At 66.7% G+C, this 12343-nt stretch carries 10 protein-coding genes; 7 read left to right on the plus strand and 3 right to left on the minus strand.

Annotated features, from left to right (window positions below):
• The first annotated feature begins 38 nt into the window (after window positions 1-38).
• The 4 genes from MGN01_RS11195 to MGN01_RS11210 all read left to right on the plus strand — a co-directional run bounded on the left by MGN01_RS11195 (window position 39) and on the right by MGN01_RS11210 (window position 6187).
• Window positions 39-1829, plus strand: coding sequence for an acyl-CoA dehydrogenase C-terminal domain-containing protein (locus MGN01_RS11195; RefSeq protein ID WP_147046694.1), 1791 nt, complete (start codon window positions 39-41; stop codon window positions 1827-1829).
• Window positions 1830-2077: 248 nt separating this feature from the next.
• Complete coding sequence (locus tag MGN01_RS11200; RefSeq protein WP_147046695.1) at window positions 2078-3286, plus strand: acetyl-CoA C-acetyltransferase; 1209 nt, start codon at window positions 2078-2080, stop codon at window positions 3284-3286.
• A 107-nt stretch (window positions 3287-3393) separates the two neighbouring features.
• A complete protein-coding gene (locus MGN01_RS11205; protein ID WP_147046696.1) occupies window positions 3394-3888 on the plus strand; it encodes a DUF2059 domain-containing protein in 495 nt (164 codons plus the stop codon).
• A gap of 97 nt (window positions 3889-3985) precedes the next feature.
• Window positions 3986-6187, plus strand: coding sequence for a 3-hydroxyacyl-CoA dehydrogenase NAD-binding domain-containing protein (locus MGN01_RS11210; protein ID WP_147046697.1), 2202 nt, complete (start codon window positions 3986-3988; stop codon window positions 6185-6187).
• Between the two features lie 13 nt (window positions 6188-6200).
• Here the strand turns inward: MGN01_RS11210 and MGN01_RS11215 are convergent, their stop codons facing one another.
• Complete coding sequence (locus MGN01_RS11215) at window positions 6201-7196, minus strand: DUF2336 domain-containing protein (protein ID WP_170245943.1); 996 nt, start codon at window positions 7194-7196, stop codon at window positions 6201-6203.
• 202 nt (window positions 7197-7398) lie between these two features.
• On the opposite strand from MGN01_RS11215, the gene MGN01_RS11220 reads away from it, so the two are divergent.
• The gene (locus tag MGN01_RS11220; protein ID WP_147046699.1) at window positions 7399-7563 is read left to right on the plus strand and encodes a YqaE/Pmp3 family membrane protein; all 165 of its coding nucleotides are present in this window, start codon (window positions 7399-7401) and stop codon (window positions 7561-7563) included.
• 61 nt (window positions 7564-7624) lie between these two features.
• On the opposite strand, the gene MGN01_RS11225 is transcribed toward MGN01_RS11220, so the two are convergent.
• Together MGN01_RS11225 and MGN01_RS11230 are read right to left on the minus strand one after the other, a co-directional pair.
• Window positions 7625-8587 (minus strand): AprI/Inh family metalloprotease inhibitor, encoded by a 963-nt coding sequence (locus tag MGN01_RS11225; protein ID WP_238258527.1) that lies wholly within the window; start codon window positions 8585-8587, stop codon window positions 7625-7627.
• Window positions 8584-9546, minus strand: a complete 963-nt coding sequence (locus MGN01_RS11230; protein WP_373319224.1) for a 2-hydroxyacid dehydrogenase — start codon at window positions 9544-9546, stop codon at window positions 8584-8586. The genes MGN01_RS11225 and MGN01_RS11230 overlap by 4 nt, the downstream gene beginning before the upstream one ends.
• A gap of 254 nt (window positions 9547-9800) precedes the next feature.
• Here MGN01_RS11230 and leuC point away from each other — a divergent pair, with 254 nt between their 5' ends.
• Window positions 9801-11216, plus strand: a complete 1416-nt coding sequence (gene leuC / locus MGN01_RS11235) for a 3-isopropylmalate dehydratase large subunit (RefSeq protein WP_147046702.1) — start codon at window positions 9801-9803, stop codon at window positions 11214-11216.
• Window positions 11217-11398: 182 nt separating this feature from the next.
• Entirely contained in the window at window positions 11399-12334 is a 936-nt protein-coding gene (locus tag MGN01_RS11240; protein ID WP_373319223.1) for a DMT family transporter, read from the plus strand.
• Window positions 12335-12343: the final 9 nt, after the last annotated feature.

The raw sequence follows: 12343 nt of genomic DNA on the forward strand, positions 1-12343 counted from the left end.
GAAGCGCGTCGTTGATGCGCGCACGGGGAGAACAGGAAATGCCGAGCTACCGGGCACCGGTCGAGGACGTCACGTTCCTCCTGAACGACGTCCTCGGCATCCGCCGCTACGACAACCTGCCGGGCTTCTCCGAGGCCTCGGATGACGTCATCGAAGCCCTGCTCAACGAAGGCGGCCGGCTCGCGGGCAGCGTGTTCGCACCAGTGAACCTCTCCGGCGATCAGGAAGGCTGCACCCGCCACGACGACGGCAGCGTGACGGTGCCGAAGGGCTTCAAGAAGGCCTACGATACACATGCCGAGGGCGGCTGGAACGGCATCTCGGTGCCGGAGGAATATGGCGGCCAAGGCCTGCCCCATGTCCTCAATACGGCGATCTCGGAGTTCGTCTCGAGCGGCAACCTGGCGCTCGCCATGTATCCGGGCCTGACGCAGGGCGCGATCGCGGCGCTGCTCGCCCACGGCAGCGACGAACAGAAGCAGACCTACATCCCGAAGATGGTCGAGGGTGCCTGGACCGGCACGATGAATCTGACCGAGCCCCATTGCGGCACCGACCTCGGGCTCCTCAAGACCAAGGCCGTGCCGAACGGCGACGGCTCCTACTCCCTCACCGGCACCAAGATCTTCATCTCGGCTGGCGAGCACGACCTCTCGGACAACATCATCCACCTCGTCATTGCCCGCATCGAGGGCGCGCCGGCCGGCACCAAGGGCATCTCCCTCTTCGTGGTGCCGAAGTTCCTGGTGAACGAGGACGGCTCGTTGGGCGAGCGCAACGCCGTCTCCTGCGGCTCCATCGAGCACAAGATGGGCATTCACGGGAACGCCACCTGCGTCATGAACTACGACGGCGCCAAAGGCTGGCTTGTCGGCGTCGAGAACAAGGGTCTCGCGGCCATGTTCGTGATGATGAACGAGGCCCGCCTCGCTGTCGGCGTCCAGGGTCTCAGCCAGTCCGAGGTGGCCTATCAGAACGCGGTCGCCTACGCGAAGGACCGCCTGCAGGGCCGGGCGCTGACCGGCGCCCGGGAACCCGGCAAATCCGCCGACCCGATCATCGTGCATCCGGACGTGCGCCGCACGCTCATGGGCATCCGGGCCTTCAACGAGGCCGCCCGCGCGCTGGTGCTCTGGACGGCCCTGCAATCCGACATCGCGCACCGCTCGCAGGACGCCAAGGAGCGCCAGGCCGCCGACGATCTGCTCGGGCTGCTGACCCCTGTGGTGAAGGCCGTCCTCACCGACAGGGGCTTCGCCAACGCGGTCGAAGCCCAGCAGATGTTCGGCGGCCATGGCTACATCGAGGAATGGGGCATGTCGCAGTTCGTGCGCGATGCCCGCATCGCCATGATCTACGAGGGCGCCAATGGCGTTCAGGCCATGGACCTGATCGGCCGCAAACTGCCCAAGGATGGCGGCCGCGCCATGATGGGCTTCCTCAGCGAGGTCCAGACCTTCGTGAAGGATTACGACGAGGACGAGCAGCTCAAGACCTTCACCGCTCCGCTCCAGGCCGCGCTGAACGATCTTCAGGGCGCGACGATGTGGCTGATGCAGAACGCCATGGCCAAGCCCGACAACGCCGGCGCCGGCGCCACCGACTACATGCACCTCCTCGGCCTCGTCGCCCTGGGCTACATGTGGGGCCGCGTCGCCAAGGCGGCGGTCGCGAACAAGGCTGAGGGCGGCGACGCCGAGCGGATGGACGCCAAGCTCGTCACGGGCCGGTTCTTCATGGAGCGGATGCTGCCGGAGACCTCCCTGCGGCTCGCCCGAATCAAGTCCGGATCGGACACGACCATGGCCTTGGCGGCCGAGGCGTTCTAAGCAATCAGCCGCGCATGATCTTCTCCCGCCCAGAGCCGGGCCTGCCCGATTTCGGCATCTGCTTGCCGATCTCGGGCAAGCCCGAGATGGGTGGGAGAGGGTGGCTCGCGGATGCGAGGCGGGAGAGGGAAAAAACCTCTCCGGAACCGGCGCTCCCCTCTCTCGACCCTCGCTGATGCGAGGGCCACCCTCTGTCGCAGAGGGGAGAGGGAATGCCCGCTCGAACGATGGGAACCGAGGAAGCGGATATGCCCGAGGCCTATATCTACGATCACGTCCGCACGCCGCGTGGACGCGGCAAGCCGGACGGCTCGCTCCACGAGGTCACGGCCCTACGCCTCGCCGAGACGGCGCTGCGCGCGATCAAGGACCGCAACAATCTCGACACCCGCCAGGTCGATGACGTGGTGCTCGGCTGCGTCGATCCGGTCGGCGAGGCCGGCGGCGACATCGCCCGCGCTGCAGCTCTCGTGGCTGATTACGGCGATCATGTTCCGGGTGTGCAGATCAATCGGTTCTGCGCCTCGGGCCTCGATGCGATCAATTTCGCGGCAGCCCAGGTCATGGCCGGCCAGCACGACCTCACGGTCGGCGGCGGCGTCGAATCGATGAGCCGCGTCGGTCTCGGCGCCTCGGGCGGCGCTTGGCCTGTCGATCCGGCCATCGCGGTGAAGTCCTACTTCATGCCGCAGGGCGTCTCGGCCGACCTGATCGCCACCAAATACGGATTCACCCGCGACGCGTGCGACGCCTACGCCGTGCAGTCGCAGCAGCGTTCCGGCAAGTCCTGGGATGCCGGCTACTTCGACAAGTCCGTGGTGCCGGTGAAGGACATCAACGGCATCACGCTGCTCGCGAAGGACGAGCACATGCGGCCCGGTACCGACATGCAGTCGCTGGCAAGCCTCAAGGCCTCCTTCGTGCAGATGGGCCAGATGGGCGGCTTCGACGCGGTGGCGATCGACGCGCATCCCGAGGTCGAGACGGTCGATCACGTGCACCATGCCGGCAACTCGTCGGGCATCGTCGACGGCGCTGCCGCGGTGCTGATCGGCTCGAAAGAGGCAGGCGATGCCGCCGGGCTGAGGCCACGCGCGAGAATCCGGGCCTTTGCCAATATCGGCTCCGATCCGGCCCTGATGCTGACTGGTCCGGTGGACGTGACCAAGAAGGTGCTCGCGCGGGCCGGCATGAGCCTCGACGACATCGACCTGTTCGAGATCAACGAGGCCTTCGCCTCGGTGGTGCTGCGCTTCCAACAGGCCTTCGACCTCGACTCGTCCCGCGTGAACGTGAACGGCGGCGCCATCGCCATGGGCCATCCGCTCGGCGCCACCGGCGCGATGATCCTCGGCACGGTGCTCGACGAGTTGGAGCGCACCGGCAAGGAGCGCGCGCTCGTCACGCTCTGCATCGGCGCCGGCATGGGCACCGCAACCATCATCGAGCGGGTGTGACGGCGCGGCTCTGGGCCAGGTGTGGCGGCCGACCGGCAAAGGCTGGTAAAGGCGCCCCGCCGGCGCCCGCTCCGCGGCGCAGCCGTCGAAATGGGAGAAACACCAAGATGATGAGACTGTTCGCAACTGCCGGCCTCGCGCTCGCGCTCGCCATGCCGGTCGCCGCACATGCGGACGACACGGCCGACAAGGTCGCCGTGGCGAAGGCGCTCGTCGACAAGACGATCCTGAAGACCCTCGATACGGGCTTCGCTGGCGCCCTCGAGAAGACCGTCGGCCAGATGCCTGAGGAGAAGGCCGAGAAGGTTCGTAAGGAGGCGCGCACTGAGTTCGACACGCAGCGTCAGAACCTGCTCGAGGGCATCTCGAAGCAATATGCCGAGAAGTTCAGCCTCGCCGACCTCAAGCACCTTCAGGGCATCTACGATGACCCGATCTACCAGAAGTATCAGGCGATGAACGCGGATCCGAAGTCTGAGATCAACGTAATCTCGCAGGCTGCCGTGACGAAGATCCTGAACATGCTGACCCTGGCCGCTGCCGGCGATCAGAAGCCTGCCGTGCCGAACTACGAGAAGCAGATGCAGATGCCGGCCAAGTAAGCAGGCCGCAGACAACGCTCGCGGGCGCTGCGGCCGTGCAGCGCCCGCCGCACGACAGCGCCGGCGTCAGCCGTCGACCCATCCCCGAGGATCCGCGATGAGCGCCTACACGAATTTCCGCTTCGAGACCGACGCAGATGGCATCGCCCTGGCGACCTGGGATATGCCGGGCCGCTCGATGAACGTCATCACCATGGAGGTGATGGACGAGCTGGAGCGGATCGTGCAGGCGGTCGCGGGCGATGCCGCCATCAAGGGCTGCGTCATCACCAGCGGCAAGGAACAGTTCTCCGGCGGCGCCGACCTGACCATGCTGCAGGGCCTCGGCGCCGAGTACGAGCGTCTCAAGGCGACGACCGGCGAAGAGGAGGCGATGCGCCACTTCTTCGAAGGCGCGCGTCGGCTGAACCTCGTCTTCCGGGGGCTCGAGACCTGCGGCAAGCCCTTCGCCGCCGCGATCCACGGCCTCTGCCTCGGCGGCGCATTCGAGTTGGCGCTGTCCTGTCATCACAGGATCCTGTCCGACGACGACAAGACCCGCGTCGGGCTGCCCGAGATCAAGGTCGGCCTCTTCCCCGGGGGTGGCGGCACACAGCGCGTGCCGCGCCTGATGCAGACGGGCGATGCCCTGCAGATGCTGTTCAAGGGCGAGCAGATTCGTGCGCCGATGGCCAAAGGCATGGGCCTCGTTCACGCCGTGGCGCCCCGCGCCGAGATCGTCGAGAAGGCCAAGGCCTGGATCAGGGAAGGCGGCTCGGCCGTCGCACCCTGGGATGTGCCGAAATACAAGGCCCCCTCGGGCAAGGTCTACTCGCCGGCCGGCATGATGATCTGGCCGCCGGCCAACGCGATCTACCGGCGTGAGACCCACGACAACTACCCGGCCGCTAAAGCAATCCTGCACTCGGTCTACGAGGGCTTGCAGTTGCCGATGGATCTCGCCCTCAAGGTCGAGAGCCGCTACTTCACCAACATCCTGCGCACCAAGGAAGCGCAGGCAATGATCCGCACCCTGTTCATCTCCATGGGTGAGATCAACAAGGGTGCGCGCCGTCCCAAGGACGTGCCGCCGAGCCAGTTCAAGAAGGTGGGCATCGTTGGTGCCGGCTTCATGGGCGCAGGCGTCGCCTATGTCACGGCCGAGGCCGGCATGGATGTCGTCCTCGTCGACCAGAGCCTCGAAGCGGCGGAGAAGGGCAAGGCCCACTGCCAGAAGCTCATCACCGATCGCGTCAACAAGGGCCGCGCCAAGTCGGCCGACCGTGACGCCCTGCTTGGGCGCATCCATGCCAGCGGCGATTATGCCGACCTCGTTGGCTGCGACCTCGTCATTGAGGCAGTGTTCGAGGATCCGCGGGTGAAGGCCGAGGTCATCGCCAAGGTCGAGGCCGTGATCGGAGAGGGCGCGATCTTCGCCTCGAACACCTCGACCCTGCCGATCTCCGGCCTCGCCAAGGCCTCGTCGCGTCCAGCCGACTTCGTCGGCATCCACTTCTTCTCGCCGGTCGAGAAGATGCTGCTCGTCGAAATCATCAAGGGTGAGCAGACTGGCGACAAAGCGATCGCCACCGCGCTCGACTACGTGCGCGCCATCAGGAAGACGCCGATCCTCGTCAACGACTCGCGCGGCTTCTTCGCCAACCGCTGCGTCATCGCCTATCTCGAAGAGGGCCACCGCATGCTCGCCGAGGGCGTGCCGCCGGCCATGATCGAGAATGCCGGCAAGATGGCCGGCATGCCGGTCGGCCCGCTCTCGCTCAACGATGAGGTCGGCATCGATCTCGGCCTCAAGATCCTGAAGGCGACCGAGGCGCAGCTTGGCCCCGAGGCGGTCGACCCGATCCAGAAGGCGCTGCTCACCGAGCTCGTCGAGAACCAGGGCCGTCTCGGCCGCAAGAACCGCAAGGGCTTCTACGACTACCCGGAGAACGGCCAGAAGCGTCTTTGGCCGGCCTTGCGAGAGATGCAGGCCGAACCACTGGCGGCAGACGAGATCGACGCCGCCGAGCTGAAGCAGCGTTTCCTCGTCGTGCAGGCGCTCGAGGCTGCCCGCACGGTGCAGGAGGGCGTCATCACCGATCCGCGCGAGGCCGATGTCGGCTCGATCCTCGGCTTCGGCTTCGCCCCCTTCACGGGCGGCGCGCTGTCCTACATCGACTTCATGGGTGCGAGCCGCTTCGTCGAGTTGGCACGTGCGCTTGAGGCCAAGCACGGCCCCCGCTTCGCCCCGCCCGACAACCTCATCGCGATGGCCGAGAACGGCGGCCGTTTCTACGACGCGCTGAAGAAGGCGGCCTGAGCCTAGGGCCGGCTCAGCCGGCCTTCTGTAGCTGCTCGCGGGCGGCCGTGAAGCGCACCACGCGCTGCGCGGTCGCCACCGAGAGCGCCTGGAAGGCCTCGAAATGACCGCGGGTCTCTTCGGGCGGTGGCTCTTTGCCGGTCTTCGAAATCAGAAAGGCCTTGAAGGTCCCCCAACCGAACCGCAGCGAGCGGATCAGAAAGAGCAGGGGATCCGAATGGGCGCCCTGGTAGGCCCCAAGCACCATCTCGGCCGGCATCCCCGCCGCCCGGGCCAAGCCCACGATCGCCTCCATCACCCGGCCCTGCGCCAGCCAGGTGACCAGATCCGTTTCCTCGGGCTGTTTCGCGCCTTTGCCGGCGAGCCAGCCGTCGACGGCGATGGCGGCTTCTTGAAGCGAGATTGATTCCCCAGCCACAGCGCGGGCGGCGCGCGACACCGCCAGCGTGGCGGCGTCACCTCCGAACTCCTCTGCGAGCTTGCGCGAGACCCGCGTCTTCGCCGTCTCGACAAGGTGATCCCTATGGATCGCTGGAATGTCCCGACGCATCAGGAGGATATCCTTCAGCAGAGGATCGGCGGAGCCCTGAGTCGACAACGTGTCGAAGCCCTGAGACGAGAACTGTGCGCCTTCATTGCGCGCGACCGAGCGCAGAACTTCGCCTTCACCGCGCGATACGAGCACGTTCGTGACCCGCTCCGAGAGGGAGCGGCGCCGCGAGATTGCCTGAAGATGGTCCTGGCCTCGCTCCTCAGCGATCCGGATCAGATCGCCCTCGGCGACCTGTGCGGACCGCGACAGGACCGGCCCCGCGACTGTGATATCCGCATCGTAGGCGAGATCCCGTACCACGGAGCGCGGAGCATTCGAGATATCGGCGACGGATTCGGACAGAGACGCGCGGGCCGCGGTCTCGACGCTCTGGGCCAACTTCAGGATCACGGTCTCGAAGACCGAGACCTGACCGTCGCCGAGCCGCTCCGCGCTGTCGACGAACAGCTCCGTCATTCGATGAAGCATCAAGCGCCGTGCCGCAGGATCGCCGTTGGTAACAGCGTGCTCGACATCCTGAGCGAGGGAAACCATCATCGAGCAGCGGCACCCGGCAAACCTCAGCGGATCTTGATCGCCAGACCTTTACAAACCATCGCCGCCGGAACTCGAATGCTCACGCTTGCGTTCTAGGCACGTTCAAATCGACGGAGCCGCCGTGTCGACCATCATACAGATTCTGATCGCATTCTTTCTGCCGCCGATCTCCGTCTTGATGACGAATGGCTTCGGGCTTCACTTCCTACTGAACGTGCTGCTCTGCCTCCTGTTTTATCTGCCGGGCTCGTTCCACGCTCTATACCTGTTGCTGCGCGATCGCTGAGCCACACACCCATCCACAGCGTGCATGCGATTATGGGTGGGTAACGATGCAGCGTTCGCCGTCAGTTCTCCACCTTCCGCAAGATCAGCGTCGTGCCGGTATCAGGATCGCGACGCCAAGCCCCGTCCGTGGTGCGAACGAGGTTGATCGCGTGGCCGCGGCGCGCCTTCAGGGTGAGATGGCCACTGGCGTAGCGCCACGAGATCGGGTCGAAGGTCGTGATGCCACTGTCACGGCAGCCGGGCAGCAGACGCGCCGGCGAGAGCTCCTTGAGCGGCTCTCGCTCGACCTTCGCGGCGATCGGTCGTGACTCCAGGGCGATCCGACACACGTCCTTCTCGCTGAAACGGTCGAGAGCGTAGATGCCGGCGGGTGAGCCGTCCGCTGGGAACGACCGAACGGCAGCCGCCTGATCCGTGTGCATCGCCTGCTGCGCCCTGGTCAGCACGCCCGATGGCAGCACCGGCTGCGAGCCCGGAATGCCCTGAACAGGGGCGACGTCGGTGATACCGGCGGCTGAAGTGTCGTCTGCGATCGGCGGAGGCGGTGGAGGCAGCGTCGCCATCGTTTGCAGCGGGACGAGACTGTAGCTGCCACCCTTCTCATCCTTCCCGACAAGGCTCTGCTGGTCCGCGCGTGGCACGAACGAGACCAATGGGCGAACGTTCTTATCGACGATGCGGATACCCTTCTCGGCGAACAGCCACCCGGCAGCCTCGGCGAGGACCGGCAGAGCGCGGCGGCAGCCAGCGGGGAAGCGCAGCAGCCGGCCATCCGGCCCGCTTTCGCCGGACAGCGATAGCTCGCAGCGCCGGTTGCTGCCGTCCAGCGACATGTCCCAGGTACCGACAGCGTCGCCCAGCGTCTCCGGCAACGTCTTGATGACGGGAGGCGGCGTTGGCGCAGCCGGCTGCTCCACAATGACGGGCATCTCCTCCGCTCTCACGCCGGCATCCTGCGCCTGAAGAGGCATTGCGGCCGTGATGAGCAGTGCGGAGGCGGCGAACGCCCCGCGCAGGATCACCGCGGACTCCAGGGCGTCTCTGCCACGGGCGTCAGCGGTCCATGGCCGTCGAACCATGAGATCAGGTTGTCGACGACGAGCCGGCCCATCGCCCGGCGCGTATGGACCGACGCCGAGCCGACATGCGGCAGCAGCACCGCGTGATCGATCTCGATCAGCGCCTGCGGTACCAGCGGCTCCTTTGCGAAGACGTCGAGCCCTGCGCTCCGGATCGTGCCCGACTGCAGGGCCTCGATCAGTGCGGCCTCGTCGATGACCGTGCCGCGGGCGACGTTGATCACGATCCCGTCCGGCCCGAGAGCGGAGAGCACCGCGGCGTCGACGATGCCGACCGTCGAGGGGCCGCCCGGCGCCACGACCATCAACACGTCGACGGCCTGGGCCATCTCCAGGAGCGTCGCATGGTAGGTGTAGGCGACCTCCGTCTGGCGCGAGCGGCCGTGATAGTGGATCGCCACGTCGAAGCCTTCGAGCCGCCGGGCGATGGCATGCCCGATCCGGCCGAGACCTAGGATACCGACCCGGCGCTCGCGCAACGTCGTGGTGAGCGGGTAGGGCTTCGTGGGCCACTTACCCGCGCGCAGGTATCGATCGGCCTGCGGGATCTGGCGCACCGTGGAGAGCAGCAGGCCAAGGGCGAGGTCGGCGACCTCATCGGTCAGAACATCGGGCGTGTTGGTGACGACGATACCGCGCCTTCCTGCCTCCTCCGCATCGATCGTGTCGTAGCCGACACCGAAATTCGAGACGATCTCGAGCCGCGGCAGGCGGTCGTAGAGGGCAGCATCGACCGGCGTCTGCGCGCCCACGGCCAGGCCAAGGATGTGAGGGCCGACCTCGGCGAAGAAGGCATCCCGGTCGCTGGCCTCGTAAAGACGATGAACCCGGAAGCGACCGTCCAGCGCCTCCATGACCTCGGGCTGCATTTGCCGGAGAACGAGGACATCGGTAGTCGCGATATCGGGCACTGGCCGGGGTCTCTCCTGCTTGCCTCGCCGACTTACTGCCCGGCTGGGTTACGGTCCAGCGAGCAGGCTTCACACTTCCGGCAATGCAAGGCAGCACCGCCCTTGCCGGTTGGGCCCTTTCGAAACGCCGCTCGGAGCACTACTAGAAGGATCTGGAACGATCCTAACTCGCGCGCCGCGACCGGCCACCACGAGCCAGGCTCCTCCAGGCCCCGACCATCGCCATTCCTTCGACCGACAGAGCCATGACCGCTCCCCGCACCCTGTACGACAAGATTTGGGACGACCACGTCGTCGAGACGCTGCCGGACGGAAACACGCTTCTCTACATCGACCGTCACCTCGTACACGAAGTGACGAGCCCGCAGGCCTTCGAGGGTCTTCGCGTGGCTGGCCGCAAAGTGAGGGCACCGGAGAAGACGCTCGCGGTGGTCGACCACAACGTGCAGACCTCGGACCGCTCCAAGGGCATCGAGGATCCCGAGAGCCGTACGCAGCTCGAGGCTCTGGCCGAGAACGTGCGCGACTTCGGCGTGGAGTTCTACGATGCGCTGGATCGTCGCCAGGGCATCGTGCACATCATCGGGCCGGAGCAAGGCTTCACCCTGCCGGGCCAGACCATCGTTTGTGGCGACAGCCACACCTCGACGCACGGCGCCTTCGGCTCGCTCGCCCATGGCATCGGCACGTCGGAGGTCGAGCATGTGCTCGCCACACAGACGCTGATCCAGCGCAAGGCGAAGAACATGCGCGTCACCGTCGACGGCACCCTGCCGGCCGGCGTTAGCGCCAAGGACATCGTCCTCGCAATCATCGGCGAGATCGGCACGGCTGGCGGCACCGGCCACGTCATCGAGTATGCGGGCGAAGCCATCCGCGGCCTGTCGATGGAAGGCCGGATGACAATCTGCAACATGTCGATCGAGGGCGGCGCCCGCGCGGGCCTCGTCGCGCCCGATGCCACCACCTTCGCCTATGTCGAAGGCCGCCCGAAGGCGCCGAAGGGCGAAGCCTTCACCAAGGCCCGCGCCTATTGGGAGAGCCTCGTCACCGACGAGGGCGCACATTTCGACCGCGAGGTGCGGCTCGACGCGGCGAACCTGCCACCCATCGTCTCCTGGGGCACCAGCCCCGAAGACGTGGTCTCGGTCCTCGGCGTAGTGCCGGATCCGGCCGCCATCGCCGACGAGAACAAGCGGAAATCGAAGGAGCAGGCGCTCGCCTATATGGGCCTGACTCCTGGCACGCGGATAACCGACATCACGGTCGACCGGATCTTCATCGGCTCCTGCACCAACGGGCGCATCGAGGATCTGCGCATCGTCGCCCAGATGGTCGAGGGCCGGAAGGTCCATGACGGCGTCTCGGCGATGGTGGTGCCGGGCTCTGGACTGGTTAAGGCCCAGGCCGAGGCCGAGGGAATCGACCGTATCCTCAAGGCGGCGGGCTTCGACTGGCGCGAGCCGGGCTGCTCGATGTGCCTGGGCATGAACGCGGACCGCCTCAACCCGCTGGAGCGCTGCGCCTCGACCTCGAACCGCAACTTCGAGGGCCGCCAGGGCCATCGCGGCCGCACCCACCTTGTCTCGCCGGCCATGGCGGCGGCGGCGGCGGTAGCGGGTCGGTTCGTCGACATCCGAGACTGGCGCGGGCAGGCCTGACCTGGCTCGCTGGTCGCCGACCAGCCTCATTATTCCGGGTCGCCGCGGGCGGCCCCGGAATAACGCCAGAGTTTCCCGGCGAAGCGATCGAGCAAGGATCCACTGGATCGACGGCGTCTTTCGCGTGTCGATCCGAACGCGGCCTGCCTCGGCAGACGAGCGGACCGAGCGGGTCCAAGGTGATCGTGAACGACCCAACCCCACCCGCCACCGCGCCTCGCCGGAACGAGGCGGCCACGGCCTATCTCCTCCTGACCTTCACCGCGCTGCTCTGGGGCGGGAATGCCGTCGCCGGCAAATGGGCGGTCGGCGAGGTCTCGCCACAGGTGCTGACGACGCTCCGCTGGGTGCTCGCCTTCGCCGCGCTGATCGCCTTCACCGGCCGCAGGTCGATCTCGGACCTGCCGAGACTGAGGCCGCACTGGCTCTATGTACTGCTGATGGGCGCCACCGGCTTCACGGCCTTCGCGAGCCTCTTCTACATCGCCGGTGAGACGACCAGCGCCCTCAACCTCGCGCTGATCCAGGGGCTGATCCCGGTTCTGGTCGTGCTGATCAACCTCGCCGTCTCCCGGATTGGGGTAACCAGCGGGCAAGCCGTCGGGCTCGTGATCACCCTGTTCGGGGCCGTCGTCGCCACCACCCACGGCGATTGGGCGGTGCTGAAGACGCTGTCGTTCAAGTTCGGCGATGCGCTGATGGTCGCCGCCTGTTTACTCTATGCTGGGTATGCGGTGGCGCTCGCGCGACGGCCGAAGGTAGCCGGCCTGACCTTCTTCACCGCGCTCTCGGCCGCCGCCGCCCTGACCTCCTTCGTGCCGCTCGCGGCTGAATGGGCGAGCGGCCATCTGCAATGGCCGACGCCGCGCGGCTGGCTGATCGTCGCCTATGTCGCGCTCGGCCCAACGCTGGTGGGCCAACTCCTCTTCATCCGCGGCGTCGAGATGATCGGCCCGAACCGGGCCGGGCTTTTCGTAAACCTGGTGCCCGTCTTCGGTGCGATGCTCGCGGTGCTCGTCGCCCGAGAGGCCTTTGGGCCGACCGAAGCGCTGGCCCTGATTCTGGTGCTCGGCGGCATCGCCATCGCGGAGCGGTTCCGGGCACGGCCGGCACCCTGACCGCCAGGG

Origin of the sequence: Methylobacterium gnaphalii (assembly GCF_007992215.1) — a bacterium.
GTDB lineage: Bacteria > Pseudomonadota > Alphaproteobacteria > Rhizobiales > Beijerinckiaceae > Methylobacterium > Methylobacterium gnaphalii.

Coding starts and splice junctions, on each gene's coding strand:
- MGN01_RS11195 (WP_147046694.1), top strand. CDS start 39: ATGCCGAGCTACCGGGCACCGGTCGAGGACGTCACGTTCCTCCTGAAC.
- MGN01_RS11200 (WP_147046695.1), top strand. CDS start 2,078: ATGCCCGAGGCCTATATCTACGATCACGTCCGCACGCCGCGTGGACGC.
- MGN01_RS11205 (WP_147046696.1), top strand. CDS start 3,394: ATGATGAGACTGTTCGCAACTGCCGGCCTCGCGCTCGCGCTCGCCATG.
- MGN01_RS11210 (WP_147046697.1), top strand. CDS start 3,986: ATGAGCGCCTACACGAATTTCCGCTTCGAGACCGACGCAGATGGCATC.
- MGN01_RS11215 (WP_170245943.1), bottom strand. CDS start 7,196: ATGACGGAGCTGTTCGTCGACAGCGCGGAGCGGCTCGGCGACGGTCAG.
- leuC (WP_147046702.1), top strand. CDS start 9,801: ATGACCGCTCCCCGCACCCTGTACGACAAGATTTGGGACGACCACGTC.